The sequence below is a fragment of the Streptomyces sp. NPDC001848 genome (assembly GCF_042891915.1).
In the GTDB taxonomy this organism is placed as follows: Bacteria; Actinomycetota; Actinomycetes; order Streptomycetales; family Streptomycetaceae; genus Streptomyces.
Genome location: NZ_JBIATP010000030.1, coordinates 1 through 21366 on the forward strand (window position 1 = coordinate 1; position 21366 = coordinate 21366).

Here is a 21366-nt window from a genome sequence, read left to right on the forward strand (position 1 = left end):
GCTCACCGGCCACCAGGTGGGGCCAGATCAACTTCGTACGGCGTGGCGCCACTTCTGAGCCGTGCAGTGGAGCCCAATGAGGTGCTTACAAACAGTGGTGCTCCTGCGGAGGCGCCCTCGGTATCGCGCCGGGCCGCGTCATCGGCTTCGAGCACAGCGGCGCCGTAGTCGAGGTGGATCTGAGCGGCTGCTCTACGCGGCCGGCGCCCCCTTACTGCTCCACGCCGCCGCTTGTCTTCACGCGGAGCGAGATCGAGAAGCTGAGGTGGCTGCTGTGACCTCTCACGTCGAAGACCAGATAGCCGCGCGGCTCGCCCGCGTCGCCGCAGAGAACGAACGCAAGCTCCTCGAGCGCGAGGAGCTCGCCGCAGCCCGTAAAGCCGGCCTCGCCCGCCGGCACGCCGCGAAGCTCCGCCGCCAGGCCGAGCACGCCAACGAGGCAGCCCGAGCCCTGCTACTGCCGGACACGAACGACTCCCCGAAAGGGGATGCCGAGTGAGCCCCCACGACCTGGCGCTCGCATCCCTCGGCGTCTGGCTCGCCCTCGCCGCCCTGGCCGCCGTCAACCTCGCCGTCGAGATCCGCTGCCGCCGCTACGCCCGCCAGGAGCACCCCGCCCAGGCCGCTGCCAGCAGCACGGAAAGCCCCTGAATGCCGCCCCAGAAGAGTCGCCGCGTCCTCGCGCGCGTGCGCGATACCCACAAAGGAGCCTCGTGAACCAGAGACTTGCCACCCAGCTGGTCGCCATCGCCCGGCGCGCTGCTGCCCGCGAGCCGCAGCCCGTGAAGATCCCGCGCCGAGGCCGCCCGCGGATCATCCTGACCGTTGACCGCAGCGGTGCCGAGCAGCCCCCGCCCGGCACCGTCACCACCCCCGGCGATGGGCACCTGGTGCTGTACGTCGGCCGGTGGGTCGGCGCACCGGGGCAGGGCTCTCCGCTCGCCGACCAACTGCGCGCCGCCCGCCTGCTGGAGATCGTGTGCGCCACTCAGGTCGGCGCCGAGTTCGCGCGCCGACAGCTCAATATCGGGTGGCGGATGGACGACGTCGAGGCGTCCGGGCTGCTGCGGTCCGACGCGTTTACGCGGATGCGGAACGGCCGTGGCTGAACTGGTGCTCGAGGCGCTCCGCGACGTCCTCACGGCCCGCCAGAAGCCCCGCCGCGGGCGCCGCAACCCCATGGACTGAACCTTCCGAACGCCAACCCCATGAACACCCTTAGGAACTGCCATGTCCCACCGCTCGACCGCCGAGCAGGCCGCGGTCGCCGTCCTGACCGCCATGGGCCTCGAGGACGACAGCCCGCCCATCGTGGAGCTCCTCGACGGCACCGGCCCGCTCGAGGTGATCGACGTCTTCGCGCGCACCGTGTACGGCCTGATGGGCCGCGCCGCCCTGCCGCAGGAGCTCGCTCTCGCCCAGCAGGACGAGCCGTGACCGGGCCGGGCGCGGGCATACCGCGCGACGAGAGGCCGGCTCCGGTCCTGCTGCACGACGGCGTCGCGATTCCGGGCGCCTTGTGTGCCGAGCTGGCCAGCGCCCTCGAGGAGTACCTCACGCTGCTGCCCCCGGCTCGGCGCGCCGGCCGACTGTCCCGTCCCGTGGCTGGGGTGCTGAAGGCGTCACGGGCGGCAGCAGCGCAGTGGCAGTTGCAGCAGCACCAGGCGCGTGCCGCTTGGGCTGCCCCAACTCCTGTGGCGTCTGTGGTTCTTGGGACTGCCCAACTGCCGTCAGTGTCGAAGACGGAAGAGATCACGACGACCGAGGCCGCAGACCTCGCCGGTTTCACGGCGGAATGGTGGCGACGGCTGGCCGTCCGGGGCACGATCCGTGCCCGTCAGGCCGACCGGAACACCTGGCTCCTGCAGCGGGCGGACGTGATCGCGTACACCGCCCGCGCCCGGCAGGAGACACCCCATGGCAGCAACGATGACGGCACCGGACCTGAACGGCAGGCTTGCTGAGGCCCGCACGGAGGCCGAGAAGGTCCGCGGCGACCTCAGCAAGGCGGAGACCGCCCTCGCTGCCGCCGTCGAGCGCGGCGACTATCCGGCGGCCGAGACGGCGAAGCAGCGGGTCGAGGCGCTGCGCCCGCACATGGCGCTCGCCGATGCGAGCGTGCGGGCCCTGGCGGACGCCCTGGCGGCCCTCGACGCGCAGCGCCAGCAGGAGCAGGCAGCGGCGCAGCGCCAGGCCCGCGAGGAGGCCGCACAGCGGGCCTACAACGAGGCGGCGGCGGCCGAGCGGGAAGCCGAGGAGCGGGCGAACCGGCACATGGCCGAGGCGCTCGCCGGGCTCGAGGCCGTCCGCGCGTCCCTGCAGGCGGCGAAGCAGGCAGAGCAGGCGGGCGGGAACGCTCGCAGGGCCGCCATGCATGCGCAGGCAGAGCTGATGGGTGGGACGCCCCCGGCGACTGTGATCACACCGGCCTGGGCGTCTGCCCGCATCGACCGGAGCCAGGTTCTCGTGGCGATCCTGCACGGCCGCGACCTGTAACCCCATTTACTTGCGCACCCGCGTAAAAGTCACCCGACCTGCGCTTTCGGTGGTGGCTGCGCCCTGGGCGCGGCTTCCATGCAGGAACGGGAATCCAAGGCCGCCCGAACTCACGAAGCGGCGACCTGCGCGGGTGCGCCCCACCTCCCCCCGTCGGCTACTCGTGATCGAGGAGCACTCCATGTCCATGTCCGATGAGCAGTTCGCCGAGCAGCGCCGCCGCCTGGTCCAGGAGCTGCACCGGCCCCCCAACCAGCTGACCGAGGCCAAGAAGCCGACCAACAGGGTCGACGCCCCGGACGGGGCGCTGCCGTCCCCGGAGGGCGACGGCGAGCCGAAGCTGTGGCAGCTGGGCCCGCAGGAGCTGCAGGCCCGGGTCACGGCCGCGCTGTGGCCGGGCGACATCGGCGACAACAGCGCCCACGCGTGGGTGCCCCGTCCGCCGGTGACGCTCGACCAGTACCTGCGGGACGGGATCTGATCGGACAGTTCCGCGCCCGGCCGTCACCACTCGAGGCGGCCGGGCACAGCCGTGTGCAGCCGCCCCGCCAGATAGATGCCATAAACCGCCATCACGGTCTGGCAACGGAAGTCCATGCTCCGTACACACACATGTCACAGTGTCCGCACACAGCTACTGCACCGCCTTGGGGGGCGAACCGTGAGCCAGCAGAACCCGCACCAGCCCGGATGGGCCACACCACAGCAGCCGCCGAGAAAGCACAGCGCCGGAAAGATCGTCGGGTTCGGCTGCCTCGGCATCGTCGGCCTGTTCTTCGTGCTCGGCGCCATCGGCGCAGCACTCGACAACGGCCACAGCAAGACCAGCAACGCGAGCAGCACCACCAGCCCGGGCCCCGCAAAGGCCAGCACCACGGCGTCCAAAGCCCCCACGACCGCCACCTCGGCGAAGGCCGCAGCACCTGCGAAACCCGGTGCTTCCTCCGCGCCGGCACAGAAGCTGCCGCCCGCCGAGGCCCGGAAGAAAGCCGCCGCGATCCTCCGGGCGAACGATGCCTACTACCAGGAGGAGTTCAACCACGGTGTGACCGTCACTCTCAACCGCGGCACCGACAACAGCTTCCCTGCGTTCCACGCCTGGCAGCAGAAAGCCGCCACCGACGTGAAGCCCGGCATGGACGCCTTCACGCAGGCCGACGGCTACTTCACCGCCGACGATGAACCCGCGTCGATCTCCGACTGGCGCGATGACAACGGCACACTCTCCGCGGACATCGCCCAGCTCGCCAACGACGGGCTCGACGTCGGCGGACCCGACGACGCGGCGGCCCGGCAGAAGGTTCAGGCCGACGCCAGCAAGTTCCCTCACGACTTCCAGGTCGCCGAGGCCGACGTCGACAAGGTCGCCGCAGGCAAATAGCTCACGCGGGCCAGGCGTACCGTGTGCCCGTCCCGTCGTCGGCTATTCGGGACTTGCCGGGCTCTCGGATAGGGCCCGGCTTCTTCGCATTCCGGCAAGGGTGGCGCTTTCATCCCGTACAGCTGTCACAGTGGCTCCACCAATTCGCGCTGCTTCTGGGGGGAATCGTGCGCTCTGCCGTCTCTGCTGCCGCCCTGCTCGCTGCCTGCCTCACCATCGCCTCCTGCTCGAGCGGCCGATCCGCGCCCCCGCCGCCTGCCGGCCACGCATCGGCATCCTCGAGAGCCGTGCCGAGCGCCGCCGGACTGAATGAGGACTCCACGTGCGCGGACTATCTCCACGTCAGTGAAGACGCGCGTGCGACCTTCATCGAGCACGAGATGCAGATACATACGCCGCAGACGCACGCGCCCATCACCCTGTCGTCCGAGTTCGCCCCTAGCGGCAAGCCGACGACCGTCGACGGCAACATGATCGCGAACAGGATGGATGCCTCCTTCCTCCTTTCCATCCTCGACAGCGACTGCCGTCACAAGCCTTCCACCAAGGTGGTCGGCCTGATGGCCCCGGCTTGGACGTCCACCCCGAGCCCGTGACCGCGCTATATCGGGCGCTTCTGAGCGATGAAGGAAATGTCAGCGCCCGGTAGGAACAGCGTGAAGGCCGGGTGCCACAATCCCGACACCGCGTCTAAGGAGGAGCCCGTGGGGTTCAGCTACCGCAAATCGTTCAAGGCCGGCCCGATCCGTGTGACGGCGTCCAAGTCCGGCATCAGCTACAGCGCGGGCGTGAAGGGGGCGCGCGTCACCAAACGGGCTGACGGCCGCGTGCAAACGACCCTCTCGGCACCAGGTACAGGCATGCGCTACACGGCGACGAACCGCCGTCCCGCCACCCGCCAGGCGACCGGCCGTACCGCCGTCCGGCAGGCGCCTCCAAATGGAGGCCGATACAGCGTTCTCAGTGAGCATTACGCATGGGCTGGCGAACCTGCCAGATTCAAGGGCTTCGCCTTCCGCCGACTCACGCTCTACCCGGACCGGGTAGAGATCAGACGCCTGATCAGCCGCGTCGTCATACAGACCCACGACATCGTCGAAGTGCGGTCCGGGGCGCCGTCACTGGCGACACACGCCTACCTGTGGTTCGTCGTCCCGGGTGATGAGCACGGATACACCCCGGACTCAAATCGGCGCGTAATCATGTTCAACACGTTCAGGCCTGGCCACCGCCGTACCTGGCGCCGCTTGACGGAGTTGCTCGAGCAGCGTTAAGCCGCCGAGAGGGCGCTCGGGACTTGCCGGGGCTCCGGATGGGCCCCGGCGCCTCCGTCTCAGGCGCTAGGAGTCGGTGCCGCTCCGTGGGCGCTGCCAATTGCGTTCCGAACGCGTCCGGGCCTCAGCCGCCGCCAACGGGACGGAGGCGCTGTCGTCACTGGCACGACCGCGCGCCCGAACTCGCTCAGGGCGGCATCGAGAGCTTCCGTGGCCTCGATCTCGGTGACTGCTGCCAACAGCTTCTCTGTGGCAGCCGCAACCTGCGGGTCGGGATGCCGCAGTAGTGGAGCAGCGGCGGTCATGACCCGGGTCATAGCTGGCATCAGCGCACCGTTCAACCGTTTCGTCTCGCGACGGTCACGGCTGACCATGTCGGCAGCCGCCCCGAGGCCGGCGGCACCGGCCAGCTGTCGCCCGCGGTCGTCCTGGGAGGTGACCGCGGCAGTACGGGCGAAACCGCCCCAGCCCGCGGCGAACGCCAGCAGCAGCGACAGGCCGTTCTCCTTCCAGCCGCCCCACAAAACCTTGGTGGTCCGGGCCATCGCACGTATCTCGAAGACCGCGACGATCAGGGCGTCGGCCTGCACCCGTACCGTGGCCCGGTCCGCTTTCGCGTCCGCGCGCTTCTTCGTGGCTGTCGTCACGGACCAGGTGAGGAACGAGCCGAGGATTGTTGGGCCTGCGATGGTCAGAAAGTGGATCACGGCGTGATCCTGCCGCCAACTCGTGGGCGATGTGGGTCGATTCGTGAATCTCGCCGCCCTCCTGCCCGACGTGGACACCGGCGGCCGCCCTTCGGGGGCGTACTGGTCGCCACCAGGGGCGTCCACGGCGGCGAACACCCTCCAGGGTGCTGAGGCCCACGCAGGCGTGACCGAGACGGACACAACCATGGTGGGGAGCCCCACGGTTGCCCTCAGCGTGCGAGTCGGATGCCGCGGGGCCGGCGGGGCTCGACGACGATGGCGCCCTTCTCCTCGCACTGCCGCAGCTGGTAGTGCACGGCGGATCGGCTGCGCAGCCCTACGTGCTCGCCGATCTCGACCACCGTCGGCGCCTCACCGTGCTCGGCGATCCGCTCCCGGATGAACGTCACGATGCGCTCTTGCCACTCGGTGAGGTGGTCTACACGGTGCCTGGCCATGCTCCGACTAGAGCATGCGTTCGAATTCTGAGGCAAGGTGCCCCAGGGGGTGTAACCGCATAGGTGATGCGGTTCGCTGCCTCTCACCTGCGCTTTTCTGTGGATGTTGGCACGCGTATGGCACACGTGGGGGAGGAAAGCCCCGACCGGCATCGGCTACCGGTCGGGGCTCTCTGGCCGTCCGTCCCTAACGGGGGATAGGGGCGGGCGGGGCTTCAGGTCACCGACGCCGCCGCGGGTGCTGGTCCTTGTGCTCGCGGATCTCGACGTTGCAGTCCGAGACCTTCGAGTAATCCGCGGCCGTCTGCGCCTGGTGACGCTGATCGGCGAGCGCCTTGCACACGGCACATCCGGGGTGCGGGGTGGGCCATTCGGCCGGCGGGAGCACGTGGACGGGCCCGCTCATCGTGTTGTGGCTCATGACCAGCGCACCGCCACCCACGCTCGGCGCAGCTGCGTACCGTCCGCACAGGGGTCCGTGTTGTACGCGCAGGGCGGGCAGCCGTCATAGTGCCTGATGAGCGCCGCATAGGCCGCGTAGGACGGCTTCGCGGAGAGCGCTTTAGCGGCACGGGCCAGCGCTTCGAGTTCCGTTGGACGTTGGTCTGCCGCAGTGGGCGGCGGGGCGGTACGGTGCGGCATGTCGACTCCTAACCAGTCGGCCACACCCCGGGGCCGTTCGCGCGGTCGCCGGGGTTTCATGATCTGGCTCAGGGTCTTGTGACAGACGGTGTTGGTTCGATCCCCTACTGGTAATCTCACGGTGGGATACTTGCCGATCCCGCCGTGGATACCGGGAGCCGCACTGTGGGGACCGCTCTGGAGCCGATCGAGCTACCTGATTGGGCGTGGGAACGTGCCGAGGTCAGACAGGCTCTCCGCGCCCGGGATGTGGGCGCCGTGTTCCGGTACGTGCAGCAGTACGCCGGCGCGAGCCAGGCCCGCATCGCCACAGCAGTCGGCATGACGCAGGCCCGCGTCAACGAGATCATCCACGGGCGCCGCGAAGTCTCGAGGCTCGATGTGTACGAGCGGATCGCCGACGGGCTCCACATGCCCGACGACGCCCGGCACCTGCTCGGCCTGGCTGCCAGCAGGGAGAAGCGATCCGGCGGCGCAGCGTTCGACCTCGCCGCGTTCCCCGAAGTGGTGCGCGTCTACGCGGCGCAGAGCTCCGCAGCCGAGGAGATCCAGCAGCAGGCCCGCGAGGCAGAGCAGTTGGACGTGCTCGCTGTTCGCGGGCTCGGCCTGATCGGGCTGAACGACAGCCTGCTGCGCGCCTGCCTGCTGCGCGACGAGGGCGGCAAGGGGCTGCGTATCCGGGTGGCGCTCCTCGACCCCGACAGCGACGCTCTGGCCCAGCGTGCGGCCGAGATCGGCGAGTCTGCCGAGTCCCTCGCTTCCGGCGTGCGGCTGGCCGAGGCGCGGCTGCGGGAGCTGGCCGACTCGTGCGATATCAGCGTGTGGCGGTACCGGATGCTGCCCACTTGGCGGCTCATCCGCACGGACTCCACCATGTTCGTCGGCGCCTTCGACTCGGGGTGGGAAGGGCACGAGTCGGCGACGTACAAGGTCATGGAGACACCACACGGCCCCCTGTTCCGGGGCTTTCGCAGGATGTTCGAGGCGGTCATCGACGGCGCGCAGCGCACGGTGTGAGAGGGGAGACGCTGGTGATCGAGGCGGAGTTGAAGGCCCGCGTGCATGCGCCCGAGGCGGTCATGCGGCAGCTCGACCAGCTGGCCGCGGCGCGCGTCGAGGTCTACAAGGACACGTACTACGACCGGCAGGACGGCCCGCTGGAGAAGGCCGACCAGGAGCTGCGGGTGCGGACGGTGCACGGCGCGGACGGCCTGCGGACCGTGCTCACGTTCAAGGCCGCGGCGGTCGACGAGGCGTCGGGGTCGAAGCCCGAGCATGAGACCCGCGTCGAGGACTCCCAGGCGGTGCACGCCATCCTGCAGGGCCTCGGCTACGTGCCGGTCATCGCGTTTGAGAAGCGGTGCCGGAACTACGCGTTCGAGGCCCGGGGTCGGCAGATGCTCGCCACTCTCGTGCGCGTCCCTGAGATCGATGGGACGTTCCTCGAGGTCGAGACGCTCGTGGACGAGGAGCAGGTGCCTGCGGCGCTCGACGACATCCGTGCCGTTCTCGCCGACCTCGGGATCGGGCCCGAGGATCTGACGAGGGAGCTGTACACGGACGCGGTCGCCGCGCAGCGCCGCTGACCCCGCAAACGACAAAGGCCCCCGTCCTCGAGGACCGAGGCGGGGGCCGTTGTCGAGCTCAGCGGGTGCCGGCCTGGTGGGTGCGGCGCCAGTAGTTGTGGAGACGCCGGCCGACCCGGAGGCGGAGCAGCTTGCCATGGCAGCGCGGGCACAGCCCGGGCTTGCCGAAGCGGACTATCTGGCCGAGGCCGCGGCACTTCTGGCACGGCGCGAACGGCTTCACAGCACACAACACTGCGTAGCCGCCAACCCAGAGGATCAGCGCGGCGCTAGTGAGCAACATCAGGTGTCTCCCCCTCGATTCCGGGCGTTTCCCGGGTTTTCAGCGGTGCCCCTGCTAGACGCTAGGTGCCTGCTCAGGGGCCGGATTCGGTGCTAGCGAGGCTGCTAGACCTAGCAGGGCGGGGTGCTAGGTCTAGCAGCGGTTGGGGGCTCAGGCGGCGAGCCTGTCGGCCTCACGGCGGGTGACGGCGGCGACCACATCGGCGCGCTTGATGCCGCGCCGGTTCTTGCCCTCGCCGTCGTCGTCGGCGCCCCACACCTGCTCGGTGCGGATGCCCCACGGCTTCACGGCCGCGGTGACGTTCTCGCCCTTCCACTCGCCGTACACGTCCGGGCGCAGCTCGGCGAGGCGGTCGGCGATCCGCTCGCACCACACGGCCTTCTCGTCGGCACCCATGACGCTGAGCACGTCGGCGAGGACGTCCATGCCGACCGTGGCGGCCGGGCCCTCGCCCATCGCGTGGCCGGTGATGTTGCCGTACTCCTCGCGCATCTTCCGCGCCCGCGCGACGACCAGCTCGGCCTTGGGAGCGTCGACGAACGCCGAGGCGACGATGCGCGGGTCGTCGCCCTCGCCGGCCATCCAGCAGATGCCCAGATCGCGGCGGCTGAACATGGTGGCGCGGATCCCGGACTTGTACATGCCGGTCCCGAGGACCATGTCATTGGCCTGGTGGTTCATCACCTTGAGGCAGAACCGCAGCACCGCGTTGGCGGAGATGCCCGGCGGCAGGGACTTCGCGTCGGGCCGCTGCGTGGCGAACAGGCCGATGATGCCCAGGGCCGGGCCGCGCTTGGTGATGTCCGTGCAGATGGACTCGATCTCCGCGCCGTGCTTCTCGTGCTCGAAGACGACTTGGCACTCGTCGATGCCGATGGCGATCGGGTGCAGGCCGAGGCTCTTGTCGCTGGCCAGGGCCGGGGTCACCTTCGACTCGGGGCAGCGGGACCGCGGCAGGGACTTGATGACCTTCGCCCGGCGCCGCAGCTCCTCTTTGATCTCGCGCAGGGCGTGCAGGATGTACTCGATGTCCTCGTCTTCCTCGCCTGCCCGGTAGCGGTGGCAGACGGGCTCGAGGGCGCCGAGGTCGCCGGTTCCCTTCAGGTCGAACGCCAGGAGCCAGGCCCGCGGGTCGAGTGCGCAGATCAGCAGCAGCAGGCGGAGCAGGAACGTCTTGCCCATGCGGGGGACGGAGCCGATGACGATCGCGGCGAACATGAGCGTGACCTCGACCCACCGCATCCGCTGGTCGTTGCCGAAGATGACGGGCTTGAACAGGTCGACCTGCCCGTCCTTGAGCAGCGGCCAGGCGGGCTTGGTGGTCTCGTTCATCGGCTTGTCGCCGACCCACAGGACCAGGCGGCCCTCGTGCTCGTCGGGGTCGCCGGACGGCCACACGCAGCCGACCTTGCGGCGCAGGCCGGAGGCGAGGGCCTCCCGCTTCTCCATGATGTCGTCCGGGGTGACGCCATAGGGCAGGTCGAGGTCGGCGCGGTAGCCGGGCCCGTCGCGGACGATTTCGCTGGTGAAGCGCATCCCGTCCATGTCGCCGCCCTTTTTGATGGCGGCCGAGATCTTCGGGTTGCCGATGGACTCCAGGCCGCGCAGCACGATCGTGCCCGTGAGCTTCTGCAGCTCGGTGCGCATCACCGCGGGGCCGATGACGGGGGCGTCGGGCTGCTGGCCGAAGTAGCCGAGGGTCAGCACGCCGCCGGCCGCGAACACCCACAGGAACGCGGGGGCCATGACGTACAGCCAGATGGCGAAGCCGATCCCGAACACGCAGGCGACGACCGTGACCAGGCCGCGCAGACGCACCCGGTTGCCCCGCAGGCGGGCGAGCTGCAGGTATTCGTCGACGTCCTCGGTGCGCACCGCGTAGTCGCGCAGCGGGGCGGCCTCCCGGTCCCACACCCACCGGTTCGTCGAGGCGACGAAGCGGCAGGTGCCGCGCGGGGACATGGCGGCGAGCTGCAGGCCGTACCAGGGCAGGCGTACCCCGTGGTACAGCGAGGCGTACCCGAGGCGGGCGCCCGCGTGCTTCGCGGCCGTGGTGAACTCGGTTCGGTCGCGCAGCCAGGCGGGCAGGATCGGCTTCCGCTTCTCCTCGACGACCCCGGGCGCGGGCAGCTTCGGGTTGTCGACGGGTACGGGCGAGCCGTGTTCGGCCTGCTCAGCGACCGGTTCGGGCCCGAACTTGATGAGCGGCACCTTGGGCTCGGCGTGCCCGTTGACGCGCTCGGGGACGGTGTCCGTCATGCTGGTGGTTCCTTCTCTCTGATGAGGGTTGGGAGGCCCGGGGCGGCCGACCTGCTTGCCGGCGTGACGGCCGCCCCGGGGCGTGGCTACTGCGTGCCGTTCTTGCGGCGGCGGGCCGTGTTCTCGATCCGCTCGATACGCCGCTTCAGGTCGCTGATGTCGACGTTCGGTCCGGCAGCGCCCCGCTTCGCGGCACGGGCGATCAGGCCCGCGATACGAGCCTTCTCGCCGAGGGTGAAGTCGGAGAACGTGATGTCGTCGGCCATGTCAGCCGCGCCCCTTCCCACTGGCGGTGGCGGCGTGCTGGGCGCCCATCTGCTGGGCCCTGCCGTAGGACTCGGTCTCCCAGCCGCGGGCGCCGCAGCTGCACACGTACTGGTACTTGCGGCCGTTCCGGCAGGGCTGGACGGAGATGCGGTGTGCTCCGGTCATGGTCACTTCCCCTTCTGGAAGTCCGCCCACAGGGAGCGGAGGATGAGCAAACAGGCGGTGGCGCAGCACGCGCCGATGGCGATAGCGACGGCGAACAGCGAGGCGACCAGGCCGACGGAGACGACGACCCCGCCGATCACCAGCCACTTCCTGGCGTCGAACTCTGGCCGGGCGGCCGGGGCCGGCGCGGGCTGCTGCTGGTTGAGGAGCTGCTGCGCGGCGAGGATCGCGGCGATGCTCCGCACCATCTCCGAGTTGTCGGCGGCCTCGACCGCATCCCGGGCGGCCCTCTCGATGGCGTCACTCATCGCGCCCACCTCCGCAGGCGACGCGCCCGGATACCAGCCGCCAGGCCGAGGCCGAACGCCACCGGGACGGGCTTGGACAGCAGCGCGGCCACGGCCGCAGCAGCCAGCGTCAGCAGGGACGGGAACACCAGCAGGAGCCCGAGCAGGGCGCCGAGGATGAGCCAGCGCATTACCGCTCACCCCCGACGATCTCGCGGCGCAGGTCGGTCGCCTCACGGCGCGACAAGCCGAGTTCGTCCTGCAGGGCTTTGATGGTCACCGGGCGGGACGTCGAGCGCAGCGCTTCCCGGTTGAGCCTGCGCGCCTGACGGCGCAGCTCAGCAGGCGTGACAGTGATCGTCTCGGTCACCACCTGACGGGGCATCTCGGCCCCAACGGCAGTGGTCACCTTGGCGGTCCCCTCGGCCCCCTCCACGGCCTCCCACAGGAACGGCACGGGAGGCAGCTCAGCGACCGGCGGCATGACCACCTCGAGCGCTCCGGCCGGTACGGGAAACCGGGCATCGGGCTCGGCGGCGTCGGCCCGCTCGACCGTCACCTCAGCGGTCATCTCAGGTGCCGGATCCGGCTCTACCGACTCGCTCGCCTCTCGCAGATCTGCGAGAGTCGCACTACTCTGCGTGACACCGTCGGCCGCGGGCAGCTCCGGGGCGGCGGGCACGCCGAACATGTCCGCCAGGGCGGCATCGGCGCCCTCGGTCAGCCGCTCCCGCTGCACCTGCACCAGCTGCGTGCCGAGCTCCCCGTCACCGACGCCGACCCGCTTCGCGAGTCGCCACGATGCCCGCTCCGAGCGCCAACGGGCGCCCTTACTCGGGTGGTTCGCCGCACGGGCCCGGTGGTAGGCGAGCCGCTGCACCGTCTCCGCGTTGCGGCGCTGCGCCTCCATGTCGACGCCCGTGCGGTGCACGACGATGCGGCGGGCCAGCAAACCGAGGCCCTCGGCGCTCACGGTCATCGCCAAGGGGGTGACGGCGAAGATGACGGCGTCCGTCGGGTGCGGGGCGACGATCGCCCCCGTGATGGACGCGGACGCCGGCAGCAGCCACAGCCCGAGGCGAACGGGCGCCGGGGCGGCCTGCCCGAGCATCGTGAGGCCGACGAGGACGAGGGCCAGGACGAGGGTCGCGCCCTCGCCAGCGGCGACGACACCCAGCGCGGTCGCCGACCGATGGAAGACGGACGTGATGTTGCTGTACGTGCCGACGGCGCCGGCCACGCCCGCGCCGATCATCGGCAGCGTGGCGGCGGCCAGGATCAGGGCCTGGCCTCGGGTAAGCCGAGCACGGGGCTCGGCGGGCATGTCGTTGGTCATCGTTCGCCCACCTCCGGGGCGGCGGCGCGCACCACGCGGTGCGCGGCCAGGCAGGTGCCTTCTCGGTCGCGGCGGTCGACGGCTTCGACCAGGGCGGCCATCAAGGCGGGAACAGGGGGAAGGGGCCGGGCCGACCGGCACGCCGCACGGATCGCGGCGTGCTCGGTCGGCCGGCGCACCGGCCACTTGGCGGTCACGAGATCCCACCCCGCAGGCGGAGCGCCTCGGCGGCCACGGCCTCCAGCCGCATCGCCGCAACCCGCAGACCGCGGGCCACCTGGTCGATGTCCTCGGCCGGGAAGTCGTGGTGGACGTCCAGCGCGACGGACACCACCGGGTACGGCTCGGGCTCCTCGACGCCGTAGGGGGCGTGCGAGATCCGGGCGACCATCACCTCGACCAGGCCGTGCCGCTCCGTCGCGGCCGTGGCCTTCACGGGCACGCTGTAGTGGGTGACGTCGGCCAGGTACGGGTTCGGCTGCCAGCCGTGCCCCGTGCACCACCGGGGCTCGGGGATCTCGACCGGGCCGTGGTCGACGGTGTCGATGACGAGCGTGCGGGTCATCGGCCCTCACCGCCGCGGCGGGTCTCCGCGAGGCTGAGCATGTTCGGCGCCGTCCGCGGGGCGTCCTCGTACCAGCAGAACGGGCGGATGCCGCCGGCGGCCTTGAAGACGCGGATCGCGGCGCCCTCCGGGGCGTCCGGCAGGGCGTACACCCGGCCGCCCTCCAGCGAGGCCAGCAGCCGCGCGCCGTGGTGCTCGCAGCCGTTGGCCCCTGCGTTGTGGGCGTCCAGGACGGTCACGACGGGCGGCCCGTCGCACGGCGTCGGGTCCTCGGGGTGCGCGGCCGGGCAGCGCTCACTTGCTCCAGCGGTGGAGGAAGTTACGTCCGGCTCGGCGCCGAGGGCAGCCAGCAGGCCGCGCACCCGGCGGTCGAGTGCCACCGCGGCCTGCAGCATGTCGTTGTGGCTGTGGATGTTGAGCGAGGCCGTCTCGGCGAGAACCTTGCGCATGAGCCGCAGTTCGCCCTCGAGTGACGCCGGCTCCGGGGTCGTTTCCTCCGGACCGAACAGCGGGTCGTAGGCCATCACCGGCCCGCCTTCCGCACGTGGAGGTCGACGCACTTCGACCGCCAGTCCAGATGGATCGGGCACGTCGTCCGCTGATCGTCCGGCACGGACCAGGCCGTCTCACGGTGCAGGGCGCGGGCGAAGTCGTCGGAGAACTCGACGGGCATCCGGGGTCGGGTCGCGGTCGTCACGCGGCACCGCCGTAGGCGCGGAAGAGGCGGCGCTTCACGGACGGCTTGACCGGGACGCGCCGCGGCTCGTCGGCCCAGCTCTGCAGCGCGCGGACGAGATTGGGCGCGGGCTGGTAGCGGATCGTGTCGACGTTGCGGTTACGGCGCGGCATCAGACCTCACCGTCCATTTCCCGCACCAGCTCGGCGACCGCAGCGAGACGCTTCACCGGGTCCTGGCCCTTCGGGACGACGACGACCCGCTGCCCGTCCTCGGTGAGCGCGGCGAACGCCACGAACTTGCTGCGGAACTGCGGGTCTTGGTTCGCCAGGTCCCACTCCTCGACGTGGAGGTGATGCTCGGCGACGATCGCGCGCAGGGTGTCGATGGCCTCGTACTCGTTCGCGAGCCGCTCGAACTCGTCGAGCTTGGCGCGAGCCTCGGCGACCATCCGGCGCAGACGGGCCGGGGCGACCTCGCCGAAGTCGCTCAGGTGGTGGTCGGTGCTCGCGACCAGAGACAGCATCCCGTTGTCGTCGTCCATCATGACCTCGGCCTCGAGGACCAGGCTCAGAGAGCGCTCGACGGGAGCGGCCGGCTCCGACTTGTCGGCGGCCGTCGGCTGCAGCGGGATCGCGGGAAGGGGCGTCTTGTTGGTCATGGCATGCACTCCCCTTCAGACCGCGAGGGCGGCGAGGTCGGCGGGAACGGTGGACTCGTCGGGGACGCGCTCGACCTTCAGGGAGGGCGCGCACGGCTTCATCGGGACGGGGCCCAGGCCGTGGGCCTTGAAGATCGCGGTGATGGCGGCGAGGTCGGGGGTCTGGCGCGAGGACGGGGTGCGGAAGATCCGCCACGTGCCGTAGATGCCGGCGGGCAGGCGGTCGAGGACCTTCTTCGCGGCGCGCTTGCCACGGTCGGCGCGGCGGGCCTGGTCGGCGGCGCGCTCGTACTCGGCGGCGGCGGCCTCGATCGTCTCGACGGCGGGCATCTCGTCGGGCTCGTACAGGCCGGCGGGGTCCGGGGCGATCTCGACGGCGGGCTCGGTCTCGTCCGCCATGAGGGAGGCGGGGGCGACGACCGAGCGGACCGCGTCGGCGACGACGCCGGCCAGACCGCGGAGCGTGCGGGAAGCACGGGGGGACATGAGAAGCTGAAGCACAGCGGGTCTCCTGGTGGTTCAGGCGATTCCGTCAGGCCCTCGGTCGGTGCTCCAACACCGCCGGGGGCCGCTTGCGTTGTCGGCCGGGTTCCCTGCCGACAACTCCACTCTAGGGAACACCGTGTTCCATCGTCAAGCCGTCTGACGCTGGACAATGTAGCTCATCTGCGTAACATCATGTTCCATGACGACGGATGGAACACTATGTGTCATGGATAAGCGATCACTGACGCAGATGGCCCAGCGCTTCAGGGATGCGGAGACGCGGGCCGAGATCCTGCGGCAGGAGCTGGCGGCGGCGATCAGGCAGGCGGACGCCGACGGCGTCACGCAGAAGGACATCTGCGAGGCGACGGGATACACCCGCCAACAGGTCCGCCGAATCGTGCTGGCAGGGGGCGCGGAGGCCGGCGAAGCTGGCACGTCCTGATGGCACAGCGATGGCACCAAGAGGCCGGGAGGGGTTCGGACAAGATCCGATGGCCATAGGTGCCATACCGCCGCTGAGCTGCGTGATCGCTTCCTGAGGGGTTGCCCCCCGCCCTTACCGGACGGGAGGCAACACACTGCTAATGCGGTTTGGGCCTTAAAGCCCATCGAGGGTTCAAATCCCTCCGCCTCCGCGCTCGATCACCGAAGCCCCGGTCCCCGTGACCGGGGCTTCGTCGTTCCTGGGCGAGGCGCCAGGAGCCGCTTCCTCCCCCCTCCGGAGCCGCCCCTCCGATCCGCCCGGCAGGGCGTTTCCGCAGGTCACAAGGGGTGCGGCAAACGGATTTCACATGGCGGCGGCAGTCATGTAATGTTCTTCCTGTCGCCGCGAGCGGGTCGGAAGAGCCGGGAGCGGGGGCAAAAACAGAACAAGCACTCGTAGCTTAACGGATAGAGCATCTGACTACGGATCAGAAGGTTGCAGGTTCGAATCCTGCCGAGTGCGCACAGGTCAGAAGCCCTCTGGGATCATCCCAGAGGGCTTCTGGTGTCAGCCGGTGACATCAGCGCGGTCGGAACCGGGTCTCAGCCGTCGGTGTCCGATTCCGCCTCATCTTCACGACGACGACCGTGTGAAGCTAGGCCGCCGGTGTCCTGCCAGGGATCACCTGCCGCCTTCCGGTCGCCGGTCTGCTGAGCGCGGCGCACCAGGACCCAGCCGCAAAGAGGACGAGTGTCGGTTGGCCACCTTCGCGAGGAGATCCGGGCGTGATCGCGGAAAAACGCGCGTTGACGCGAGTCCGGCGTGCGTGGCGACCTCGCGGTGGAGGTGGATCGCGAAGCGCCGCCATGCTTCACCGTGAGGTCGGAAAGGAGCAAGCGCCACAGCCGCTTTGGCCTCGGCGTGGCCTGCGAGAGGTTCAGCGGCGACCGATCAGTTTGTCCAGGCCGAGGGTGCTTGCACCAGCTCCGGTCAGGCCGCTCAGTAGGGCGCCGGCGACGTTTCCAGCGCTGAAGAAGGTGAGCACGCCGACGACGACTCCGATGAAGGCGGACGCCAAGAAGATCAATGCTGCGCGCTGCGAGAGCAGCGGTTCTGCGCCTGGCTCGGGTGGGTCAGGGGGAGACGGTAAAGATGTCATGCCGACCCCTTCTCCCGAGCGGTGCGCACTGTGTACGCGTAGCGCGGCATGGCAACGAGCTGTGCCAAGACCCACGCCCAACGTGCCCTCCACCCAGAGAGATCGGCTAGGTAGCCGCGCTGCTCTTCCAGCCACTCTTCACGCTCATGTGCTGGTAGCAATCCCACCGCGAGCCTGAGGGCACACTCGCGTGAGGGGCTCGCGTGCCCCGCGCTGACCGACCTCGACGAACTGACATCGTTCATTCCGGAGGTTGTCGGCTGCAGAGCCGGGTTCGCAGGCTCGGACTCATCCCCGAACAGGGCTGCGAGTTCTGCATCCCAATCGATGTCAGCCTCGTCGGCACCCTGAAGCCCCGGCTCACCCAACTGGTCTGGAGTCGAGGCACTCAATTGGTCAGAGCCAGGGTCACTCGAGTTCGGCATGTCGCCCGCCGAGGTCGAGGACCGCCTCGTCCTGCCGGCCGCTGGACTGAGATGATGATCGACATACGCTGCCGGATCAAAGCTCTCCCAAGAGACATCGAGGTTGGATTGATCCCCGGGCGCCCTGAAAGTCATCACGCTCCCCCTCCGGCAAGGCCTGGTCGCTGAGCGCCGTGAGGCGAGCCCCTCGGCCGGGCAGCGGCAGCTGCCGCCAGAGCGTGCGGGGCGTGCTCCGCACCCCTGGGCGTGAGGCGATAGAAGCGGCGTCGAGGACGACCCTCCGCTTCGGCCTTCTCGTCGGCCTCCCAGTGGCGTTCGACCCAGCCGGCCTGGCGCAGGCGCTCAAGGAGCGGGAACAAGGTGCCGTTGGGCAACCCGGTCATCTTCGATAGTTCCAGCCCGTACAGACCTTCGGACAGCACGGCAACCCTGCGCCCGCTGTCGACGCCCTGACCGAGCAAGGCGCGCAGCACGGTCTGAGTGTGCGGCGTCATTCTTGGGTCAGCCATGGCGCCAATCTACCTAGGTAGACGGGGTTGGTCTATCTAGGTAGACCAACCTGCGTCGTACTTGCCGGTCAAGCTTGGGTAACGGCCTTTTCGGCGGGTTCAGGCGGCTGACTCCGCTCGCCGTGTGCTGCCCGACCCCCGGCCGGGCGTGCGCTCCTCGTGGCGCGGTAAGACGTTGAGCGGTGATGGCCCAGCGTCCTGGGCTGGTCGGCGTGTGGTGATGCGTGGCCGCTCATGAGGCCTACCTCAGGTATTGATCGTAGGATCTGCTCGCGCTCGTGATGGCACGGCGTGAAGCGGAGGGGATCCATGAGGCTCTTCAGATGGGGAATCGCGGCCGCAGCGACCGGGGTGAGCGTGCTGGCCATGCTCCCCGGCACAGCTCAAGCCGCATCAGCAACTTCCGTCAATGCCAAGCCGACCTGTGCGTATGGCGAGATCACCGGTTCGGGCAACCTGTCCAAGGAACCGACATCCACCAAGGCCGGACAGAACCTGGTCACGTACACCACGGTGCGCAACGCCAAGTCGGCTCCGCTCTCGGGTGTGTTCTTCGACTACCAGATGGTGGCGCCGAGCAGCCGGAAGGGCGCGGCGCCCATAGTGTGGTGGAAGTTCAACGACGGTAAGTGGCATCACCTGATCATGACGTGGCAGGCAGCCACCAAGTCGTCCTCTGCTCAGTGGATCGGCGGCGATGCCGTTCTCGGCAACCTTGCCGGAGTCACCACCCGCACGTTGGAACTCACCGTCGACTACCCCTCGGGCGCGACGCGCGGCACCTACGCCGGGACGGTCCTGGTCGGGGCGAGGACGTGCGGTTACCAGCTGCTGGGAGCCATTCCGGTCACCACTGCGTACCGGCCGCGGTAGAGCCCCTGGCCTTCACTGCCGGAGAACTCGCTGAGGCGGCACCGACACTCCCCAGTGACGTACTGGTAGCCGTCGGCTGCGGTCGGGATCGTCCGGTGGTTGCTGTACCGCAGCGGAGTACGGCAACCACCGTGCCGCGGGCATCAACACGCTCCGCTGAGTCGTGCCTCAGCGGTCCTGATCGCTTGCTTCCGCGCCTGCGGCTTGCGCCGCATCGACGATGGCTTGCAGCGCGGCGAGGTGACGCTGGAGGGCCGTACGGCCGGCTGATGTCAGCGACAACCATGTGCGTGGGCGGCGTCCGACCGCTCCTTTGCGGATCTTGATGTATCCGGCCTCCTCCAGGGCGGTCGCGATGCGACTGACGCTCGCGTCGGAGACCTGGCAGTACTCACGGACGGCGGCGAATTCGGCTTCGGCGCAACCAGCGAGGAAGGCCATCATCGTCAGTCGTGTCGGGTGGTGGATGACCTGGTCCAGTGCAGGTGACGCGGGGCCGGTCACGCTGTGCGCCCCAACGCCTTCAGCGTCGCCGCCATCTCGGTGCGCAGAGCGTTCTTGCGGGCTTCTCGCCACCATAGGGAACCTCCTCCGAGTACCCCCAGCGTTATGGCACCCACGCTCCAGCCGAACGTGAGGAACGCGACGGCGGCGACCCCATAGGCGACCACCGGTAGACCTTCGAGAAGTAGGCGCTGCCGCGTGCTTCCCTGCGGTGGCCAAGCACGGACCTGCATACGGAGCGCCCGCACCGCGCACATGGCCGGGAAGGCGGACAGCGTCGCGATCGTGGCGAGCAGTAACGCAAGCTTCCACGCCGCACCGTCCGCCTGGTACAGAAGCGGCCCGGTGGCCAGGGCCATCCCGACCCCATGTGTCACGCCGGCAACAGCGGCCCACCACGCTTGATAGGGCGGCGGCGTGTTGGCGGTCAGCTGGGCCCGTTGCACGGCCTGCAGGTCGGCCGTTGCCCTGGCCGCATCGGAGTACTCGCTGCTTGGCATGGGTTCTCCCCTCTCTGTGTCGGCATTCCTCGGCTCGCTCCATTCTTACATCTACTTTCGTAGTACGAAAGTACTTCCGCTCTGAAGCCCCTGCGCTCGATGACATCGCCGGTGACGAGAGTGCAGCGATCAGGGACGGGGCGTCACCGCGCACGGCCGGGTACCGGCGCAGTGTGTGAGGAAGGGCCTGACCTGCCTTCATGCTCGTCGTGCGGAGCGGTCCGCTGCTCGAGTCCATGGGGAAGCCTCGGCTCGGTCCCCCGGGCAGGCTTCGTCGTGCGCGCAGGCACTGGTGACAGGATGCGCAACATCACCGCATCCTGTGCTCATGCCAGAGCATCAGCACATCCTCAACGGGAACGGCAGGGACCTGACGATCGAGGACCTACGGGCGTTCGTCGAGCACGCCAGCAAGGACAGCGCGACCGCGAAGCGCACGTTGTACGTGGAGACCTCGGGTCGCAAGCTCCGAAAGATATGGCTCGACCTGTCAAGTCCGAGCTGATCAATGCACATGGCAGCCCCGGCCGTCCCCGGCCGGGGCTTCGCCATTCCCCCTCACGTGGGATGGAGTGCCCTGAGGCCCAACGTCCCAGCAGGATCATGCCTACCGCCTCAGCCGCACGTCGGGGGACCGAGACGTCGTCCGGAGCGGCCGGGGCAGGCGCCGTAACCGTCCTCTCCTGCCGGCAGCCCGGCGTGGCGCGAGGGGTGCTGCGGCTGAGTCACTCCTCGACGGCCCCACCGCCGAGTTCAAACGCTGACAGGGAGACACGCGTGATGACGCCGTGGGAAGTGGCCGTGGCGCAGGCCGACGTCGCCGGCCACATGATCCTCTACACGCAGGCACCGATCGTGAAGAAGATCCGTGTCCGCGGCGTCCTCCCGGCCCCCCACCGGTCGCCGGCCGTGCGGATCGCGGTGGGCGGGCGCAGAGCAGACGTCCGTGATCTGCTCACCGTCCACGAGATTCCGCTTTTCCGTGAGGACGAGGTGCTGGGCCCGTGGGAGGCGGTCAGTCGCGTACGGCACACGGCCGGGGGCGTGCGGTTCTCCTCCAGTGACCAGGTGGACATCGTTTTCGGTGCGCCGCTGATCAGGCTTGTCGAGGATGTGCCCGGCGAGGAGCATCTGGAGGACCGGGCCCACGCCCTGCTGACCACGCTGACCTGGCCCGCTCCGGGATACGAGGAGCGGGAGAAGGCGCCGTCACTGCTGGTCGGCTTTCTGTACCTCGGTGAGGGCAGGATGCGGCTCTACGTGCGGCACCAGGACGACCCGGATGTGGTGGGCTGCGATGTCCGGCTCGCGGAGGCGGGGCCGGCCGTGATCGCGGAGGTGTTCTCCCGATCGCAGGAGCGTGAGTTGTTCGAGGAGCCGGGGGACGATCCGCACTGTGCGGCTGTGGTCGATCTGACGCACTGACTTGACGAAATCGGGGCTCGCCGCATCCTGCGG

At 69.5% G+C, this 21366-nt stretch carries 37 protein-coding genes and 1 tRNA gene; 17 read left to right on the forward strand and 21 right to left on the reverse strand.

Features of this window, described 5'->3' with window-relative positions; all coding sequences use genetic code 11:
- Positions 1 to 274 precede the first annotated feature (274 nt).
- From ACFYZJ_RS37680 to ACFYZJ_RS37725, 10 genes are all read left to right on the forward strand, one after another.
- Entirely contained in the window at positions 275 to 499 is a 225-nt protein-coding gene (locus tag ACFYZJ_RS37680; protein ID WP_388576445.1) for a hypothetical protein, read from the forward strand.
- On the forward strand, positions 496 to 651 hold the full coding sequence (locus ACFYZJ_RS37685; RefSeq protein WP_388576446.1) for a hypothetical protein: 156 nt from the start codon (positions 496 to 498) through the stop codon (positions 649 to 651). Before ACFYZJ_RS37680 ends, ACFYZJ_RS37685 begins: the two co-directional genes overlap by 4 nt.
- Before the next feature lie 62 nt (positions 652 to 713).
- Positions 714 to 1109 carry a hypothetical protein gene (locus ACFYZJ_RS37690; RefSeq protein WP_388576448.1) on the forward strand — a complete coding sequence of 132 codons (396 nt, stop codon included), beginning with the start codon at positions 714 to 716 and terminating at the stop codon, positions 1107 to 1109.
- A 121-nt stretch (positions 1110 to 1230) separates the two neighbouring features.
- The gene (locus ACFYZJ_RS37695; protein ID WP_388576451.1) at positions 1231 to 1437 is read left to right on the forward strand and encodes a hypothetical protein; all 207 of its coding nucleotides are present in this window, start codon (positions 1231 to 1233) and stop codon (positions 1435 to 1437) included.
- Positions 1434 to 1964, forward strand: coding sequence for a hypothetical protein (locus tag ACFYZJ_RS37700; RefSeq protein WP_388576453.1), 531 nt, complete (start codon positions 1434 to 1436; stop codon positions 1962 to 1964). The genes ACFYZJ_RS37695 and ACFYZJ_RS37700 overlap by 4 nt, the downstream gene beginning before the upstream one ends.
- Positions 1918 to 2496 carry a hypothetical protein gene (locus tag ACFYZJ_RS37705; RefSeq protein ID WP_388576455.1) on the forward strand — a complete coding sequence of 193 codons (579 nt, stop codon included), beginning with the start codon at positions 1918 to 1920 and terminating at the stop codon, positions 2494 to 2496. The genes ACFYZJ_RS37700 and ACFYZJ_RS37705 overlap by 47 nt, the downstream gene beginning before the upstream one ends.
- A 181-nt stretch (positions 2497 to 2677) precedes the next feature.
- On the forward strand, positions 2678 to 2977 hold the full coding sequence (locus ACFYZJ_RS37710; protein ID WP_388576457.1) for a hypothetical protein: 300 nt from the start codon (positions 2678 to 2680) through the stop codon (positions 2975 to 2977).
- 180 nt (positions 2978 to 3157) lie between these two features.
- The gene (locus ACFYZJ_RS37715) at positions 3158 to 3877 is read left to right on the forward strand and encodes a hypothetical protein (protein ID WP_388576459.1); all 720 of its coding nucleotides are present in this window, start codon (positions 3158 to 3160) and stop codon (positions 3875 to 3877) included.
- Between the two features lie 287 nt (positions 3878 to 4164).
- On the forward strand, positions 4165 to 4473 hold the full coding sequence (locus tag ACFYZJ_RS37720; protein ID WP_388576462.1) for a hypothetical protein: 309 nt from the start codon (positions 4165 to 4167) through the stop codon (positions 4471 to 4473).
- 108 nt (positions 4474 to 4581) lie between these two features.
- Entirely contained in the window at positions 4582 to 5151 is a 570-nt protein-coding gene (locus ACFYZJ_RS37725) for a DUF4236 domain-containing protein (RefSeq protein ID WP_388576465.1), read from the forward strand.
- A gap of 59 nt (positions 5152 to 5210) precedes the next feature.
- Here the strand turns inward: ACFYZJ_RS37725 and ACFYZJ_RS37730 are convergent, their stop codons facing one another.
- The 3 genes from ACFYZJ_RS37730 to ACFYZJ_RS37740 all read right to left on the reverse strand — a co-directional run bounded on the left by ACFYZJ_RS37730 (position 5211) and on the right by ACFYZJ_RS37740 (position 6719).
- Positions 5211 to 5858 (reverse strand): hypothetical protein, encoded by a 648-nt coding sequence (locus ACFYZJ_RS37730; RefSeq protein ID WP_388576467.1) that lies wholly within the window; start codon positions 5856 to 5858, stop codon positions 5211 to 5213.
- 212 nt (positions 5859 to 6070) lie between these two features.
- On the reverse strand, positions 6071 to 6298 hold the full coding sequence (locus ACFYZJ_RS37735) for a LexA family protein (protein WP_388576469.1): 228 nt from the start codon (positions 6296 to 6298) through the stop codon (positions 6071 to 6073).
- Positions 6299 to 6518: 220 nt separating this feature from the next.
- Positions 6519 to 6719: a hypothetical protein gene (locus ACFYZJ_RS37740; RefSeq protein ID WP_388576471.1), complete on the reverse strand. Its 201-nt coding sequence runs from the start codon at positions 6717 to 6719 to the stop codon at positions 6519 to 6521.
- A 479-nt stretch (positions 6720 to 7198) separates the two neighbouring features.
- On the opposite strand from ACFYZJ_RS37740, the gene ACFYZJ_RS37745 reads away from it, so the two are divergent.
- Positions 7199 to 7957 (forward strand): helix-turn-helix domain-containing protein, encoded by a 759-nt coding sequence (locus ACFYZJ_RS37745; RefSeq protein ID WP_388576474.1) that lies wholly within the window; start codon positions 7199 to 7201, stop codon positions 7955 to 7957.
- 14 nt (positions 7958 to 7971) lie between these two features.
- Complete coding sequence (gene cyaB / locus ACFYZJ_RS37750) at positions 7972 to 8526, forward strand: class IV adenylate cyclase (protein ID WP_388576477.1); 555 nt, start codon at positions 7972 to 7974, stop codon at positions 8524 to 8526.
- 58 nt (positions 8527 to 8584) lie between these two features.
- On the opposite strand, the gene ACFYZJ_RS37755 is transcribed toward cyaB, so the two are convergent.
- From ACFYZJ_RS37755 to ACFYZJ_RS37820, 14 genes are all read right to left on the reverse strand, one after another.
- Complete coding sequence (locus ACFYZJ_RS37755) at positions 8585 to 8809, reverse strand: hypothetical protein (RefSeq protein ID WP_388576480.1); 225 nt, start codon at positions 8807 to 8809, stop codon at positions 8585 to 8587.
- A 150-nt stretch (positions 8810 to 8959) separates the two neighbouring features.
- Complete coding sequence (locus ACFYZJ_RS37760; protein WP_388576482.1) at positions 8960 to 11068, reverse strand: cell division protein FtsK; 2109 nt, start codon at positions 11066 to 11068, stop codon at positions 8960 to 8962.
- 86 nt (positions 11069 to 11154) lie between these two features.
- On the reverse strand, positions 11155 to 11334 hold the full coding sequence (locus ACFYZJ_RS37765) for a DUF6257 family protein (RefSeq protein WP_388576484.1): 180 nt from the start codon (positions 11332 to 11334) through the stop codon (positions 11155 to 11157).
- A 1-nt stretch (position 11335) separates the two neighbouring features.
- A complete protein-coding gene (locus tag ACFYZJ_RS37770) occupies positions 11336 to 11500 on the reverse strand; it encodes a hypothetical protein (RefSeq protein WP_388576486.1) in 165 nt (54 codons plus the stop codon).
- A gap of 2 nt (positions 11501 to 11502) precedes the next feature.
- Positions 11503 to 11808 (reverse strand): hypothetical protein, encoded by a 306-nt coding sequence (locus tag ACFYZJ_RS37775; protein ID WP_388576489.1) that lies wholly within the window; start codon positions 11806 to 11808, stop codon positions 11503 to 11505.
- Positions 11805 to 11978: a hypothetical protein gene (locus ACFYZJ_RS37780; protein WP_388576491.1), complete on the reverse strand. Its 174-nt coding sequence runs from the start codon at positions 11976 to 11978 to the stop codon at positions 11805 to 11807. Before ACFYZJ_RS37780 ends, ACFYZJ_RS37775 begins: the two co-directional genes overlap by 4 nt.
- Positions 11978 to 13123 (reverse strand): hypothetical protein, encoded by a 1146-nt coding sequence (locus tag ACFYZJ_RS37785; protein WP_388576494.1) that lies wholly within the window; start codon positions 13121 to 13123, stop codon positions 11978 to 11980. The genes ACFYZJ_RS37780 and ACFYZJ_RS37785 overlap by 1 nt, the downstream gene beginning before the upstream one ends.
- Entirely contained in the window at positions 13120 to 13320 is a 201-nt protein-coding gene (locus tag ACFYZJ_RS37790) for a hypothetical protein (protein WP_388576497.1), read from the reverse strand. Before ACFYZJ_RS37790 ends, ACFYZJ_RS37785 begins: the two co-directional genes overlap by 4 nt.
- Positions 13317 to 13688, reverse strand: a complete 372-nt coding sequence (locus ACFYZJ_RS37795) for a DUF6907 domain-containing protein (RefSeq protein WP_388576500.1) — start codon at positions 13686 to 13688, stop codon at positions 13317 to 13319. Before ACFYZJ_RS37795 ends, ACFYZJ_RS37790 begins: the two co-directional genes overlap by 4 nt.
- Entirely contained in the window at positions 13685 to 14212 is a 528-nt protein-coding gene (locus ACFYZJ_RS37800) for a hypothetical protein (RefSeq protein ID WP_388576503.1), read from the reverse strand. Before ACFYZJ_RS37800 ends, ACFYZJ_RS37795 begins: the two co-directional genes overlap by 4 nt.
- Complete coding sequence (locus tag ACFYZJ_RS37805; RefSeq protein ID WP_388576506.1) at positions 14212 to 14385, reverse strand: hypothetical protein; 174 nt, start codon at positions 14383 to 14385, stop codon at positions 14212 to 14214. The genes ACFYZJ_RS37800 and ACFYZJ_RS37805 overlap by 1 nt, the downstream gene beginning before the upstream one ends.
- Positions 14382 to 14537 (reverse strand): hypothetical protein, encoded by a 156-nt coding sequence (locus tag ACFYZJ_RS37810; protein ID WP_388576509.1) that lies wholly within the window; start codon positions 14535 to 14537, stop codon positions 14382 to 14384. Before ACFYZJ_RS37810 ends, ACFYZJ_RS37805 begins: the two co-directional genes overlap by 4 nt.
- Positions 14537 to 15025, reverse strand: a complete 489-nt coding sequence (locus tag ACFYZJ_RS37815; RefSeq protein WP_388576510.1) for a hypothetical protein — start codon at positions 15023 to 15025, stop codon at positions 14537 to 14539. Before ACFYZJ_RS37815 ends, ACFYZJ_RS37810 begins: the two co-directional genes overlap by 1 nt.
- Positions 15026 to 15040: 15 nt before the next feature.
- On the reverse strand, positions 15041 to 15526 hold the full coding sequence (locus ACFYZJ_RS37820; RefSeq protein ID WP_388576513.1) for a hypothetical protein: 486 nt from the start codon (positions 15524 to 15526) through the stop codon (positions 15041 to 15043).
- A gap of 211 nt (positions 15527 to 15737) precedes the next feature.
- Here ACFYZJ_RS37820 and ACFYZJ_RS37825 point away from each other — a divergent pair, with 211 nt between their 5' ends.
- Positions 15738 to 15956 carry a hypothetical protein gene (locus ACFYZJ_RS37825; RefSeq protein ID WP_388576515.1) on the forward strand — a complete coding sequence of 73 codons (219 nt, stop codon included), beginning with the start codon at positions 15738 to 15740 and terminating at the stop codon, positions 15954 to 15956.
- Positions 15957 to 16387: 431 nt separating this feature from the next.
- Positions 16388 to 16460 (forward strand) — tRNA-Arg (locus tag ACFYZJ_RS37830).
- A gap of 415 nt (positions 16461 to 16875) precedes the next feature.
- Here the strand turns inward: ACFYZJ_RS37830 and ACFYZJ_RS37835 are convergent.
- Together ACFYZJ_RS37835 and ACFYZJ_RS37840 are read right to left on the reverse strand one after the other, a co-directional pair.
- Positions 16876 to 17097: a hypothetical protein gene (locus ACFYZJ_RS37835; RefSeq protein ID WP_388576517.1), complete on the reverse strand. Its 222-nt coding sequence runs from the start codon at positions 17095 to 17097 to the stop codon at positions 16876 to 16878.
- A 559-nt stretch (positions 17098 to 17656) separates the two neighbouring features.
- Positions 17657 to 18031: a PadR family transcriptional regulator gene (locus ACFYZJ_RS37840; protein WP_388576520.1), complete on the reverse strand. Its 375-nt coding sequence runs from the start codon at positions 18029 to 18031 to the stop codon at positions 17657 to 17659.
- Between the two features lie 309 nt (positions 18032 to 18340).
- Here ACFYZJ_RS37840 and ACFYZJ_RS37845 point away from each other — a divergent pair, with 309 nt between their 5' ends.
- Positions 18341 to 18904, forward strand: a complete 564-nt coding sequence (locus ACFYZJ_RS37845) for a hypothetical protein (protein WP_388576522.1) — start codon at positions 18341 to 18343, stop codon at positions 18902 to 18904.
- Between the two features lie 168 nt (positions 18905 to 19072).
- Here ACFYZJ_RS37845 and ACFYZJ_RS37850 read toward each other — a convergent pair whose 3' ends face one another.
- Positions 19073 to 19408, reverse strand: a complete 336-nt coding sequence (locus ACFYZJ_RS37850; RefSeq protein WP_388576524.1) for a winged helix-turn-helix domain-containing protein — start codon at positions 19406 to 19408, stop codon at positions 19073 to 19075.
- Positions 19405 to 19908 carry a hypothetical protein gene (locus ACFYZJ_RS37855; RefSeq protein WP_388576526.1) on the reverse strand — a complete coding sequence of 168 codons (504 nt, stop codon included), beginning with the start codon at positions 19906 to 19908 and terminating at the stop codon, positions 19405 to 19407. Before ACFYZJ_RS37855 ends, ACFYZJ_RS37850 begins: the two co-directional genes overlap by 4 nt.
- A 328-nt stretch (positions 19909 to 20236) precedes the next feature.
- Here ACFYZJ_RS37855 and ACFYZJ_RS37860 point away from each other — a divergent pair, with 328 nt between their 5' ends.
- Positions 20237 to 20413 carry a hypothetical protein gene (locus tag ACFYZJ_RS37860; protein WP_388576527.1) on the forward strand — a complete coding sequence of 59 codons (177 nt, stop codon included), beginning with the start codon at positions 20237 to 20239 and terminating at the stop codon, positions 20411 to 20413.
- A 275-nt stretch (positions 20414 to 20688) separates the two neighbouring features.
- Entirely contained in the window at positions 20689 to 21333 is a 645-nt protein-coding gene (locus tag ACFYZJ_RS37865; protein WP_388576529.1) for a hypothetical protein, read from the forward strand.
- The last annotated feature ends 33 nt before the right edge of the window (positions 21334 to 21366 follow it).

Bases quoted from the DNA above. Each gene is read 5' to 3' on its own strand.
- ACFYZJ_RS37695 (WP_388576451.1), top strand. From the start codon at position 1,231: ATGTCCCACCGCTCGACCGCCGAGCAGGCCGCGGTCGCCGTCCTGACC.
- ACFYZJ_RS37705 (WP_388576455.1), top strand. From the start codon at position 1,918: ATGGCAGCAACGATGACGGCACCGGACCTGAACGGCAGGCTTGCTGAG.
- ACFYZJ_RS37710 (WP_388576457.1), top strand. From the start codon at position 2,678: ATGTCCATGTCCGATGAGCAGTTCGCCGAGCAGCGCCGCCGCCTGGTC.
- ACFYZJ_RS37735 (WP_388576469.1), bottom strand. From the start codon at position 6,298: ATGGCCAGGCACCGTGTAGACCACCTCACCGAGTGGCAAGAGCGCATC.
- ACFYZJ_RS37740 (WP_388576471.1), bottom strand. From the start codon at position 6,719: ATGAGCCACAACACGATGAGCGGGCCCGTCCACGTGCTCCCGCCGGCC.
- ACFYZJ_RS37755 (WP_388576480.1), bottom strand. From the start codon at position 8,809: ATGTTGCTCACTAGCGCCGCGCTGATCCTCTGGGTTGGCGGCTACGCA.
- ACFYZJ_RS37760 (WP_388576482.1), bottom strand. From the start codon at position 11,068: ATGACGGACACCGTCCCCGAGCGCGTCAACGGGCACGCCGAGCCCAAG.
- ACFYZJ_RS37765 (WP_388576484.1), bottom strand. From the start codon at position 11,334: ATGGCCGACGACATCACGTTCTCCGACTTCACCCTCGGCGAGAAGGCT.
- ACFYZJ_RS37770 (WP_388576486.1), bottom strand. From the start codon at position 11,500: ATGACCGGAGCACACCGCATCTCCGTCCAGCCCTGCCGGAACGGCCGC.
- ACFYZJ_RS37775 (WP_388576489.1), bottom strand. From the start codon at position 11,808: ATGAGTGACGCCATCGAGAGGGCCGCCCGGGATGCGGTCGAGGCCGCC.
- ACFYZJ_RS37780 (WP_388576491.1), bottom strand. From the start codon at position 11,978: ATGCGCTGGCTCATCCTCGGCGCCCTGCTCGGGCTCCTGCTGGTGTTC.
- ACFYZJ_RS37785 (WP_388576494.1), bottom strand. From the start codon at position 13,123: ATGACCAACGACATGCCCGCCGAGCCCCGTGCTCGGCTTACCCGAGGC.
- ACFYZJ_RS37795 (WP_388576500.1), bottom strand. From the start codon at position 13,688: ATGACCCGCACGCTCGTCATCGACACCGTCGACCACGGCCCGGTCGAG.
- ACFYZJ_RS37800 (WP_388576503.1), bottom strand. From the start codon at position 14,212: ATGGCCTACGACCCGCTGTTCGGTCCGGAGGAAACGACCCCGGAGCCG.
- ACFYZJ_RS37810 (WP_388576509.1), bottom strand. From the start codon at position 14,537: ATGCCGCGCCGTAACCGCAACGTCGACACGATCCGCTACCAGCCCGCG.
- ACFYZJ_RS37815 (WP_388576510.1), bottom strand. From the start codon at position 15,025: ATGACCAACAAGACGCCCCTTCCCGCGATCCCGCTGCAGCCGACGGCC.
- ACFYZJ_RS37825 (WP_388576515.1), top strand. From the start codon at position 15,738: ATGGATAAGCGATCACTGACGCAGATGGCCCAGCGCTTCAGGGATGCG.
- ACFYZJ_RS37835 (WP_388576517.1), bottom strand. From the start codon at position 17,097: ATGACATCTTTACCGTCTCCCCCTGACCCACCCGAGCCAGGCGCAGAA.
- ACFYZJ_RS37840 (WP_388576520.1), bottom strand. From the start codon at position 18,031: ATGGCTGACCCAAGAATGACGCCGCACACTCAGACCGTGCTGCGCGCC.
- ACFYZJ_RS37845 (WP_388576522.1), top strand. From the start codon at position 18,341: ATGAGGCTCTTCAGATGGGGAATCGCGGCCGCAGCGACCGGGGTGAGC.
- ACFYZJ_RS37855 (WP_388576526.1), bottom strand. From the start codon at position 19,908: ATGCCAAGCAGCGAGTACTCCGATGCGGCCAGGGCAACGGCCGACCTG.
- ACFYZJ_RS37860 (WP_388576527.1), top strand. From the start codon at position 20,237: ATGCCAGAGCATCAGCACATCCTCAACGGGAACGGCAGGGACCTGACG.
- ACFYZJ_RS37865 (WP_388576529.1), top strand. From the start codon at position 20,689: ATGACGCCGTGGGAAGTGGCCGTGGCGCAGGCCGACGTCGCCGGCCAC.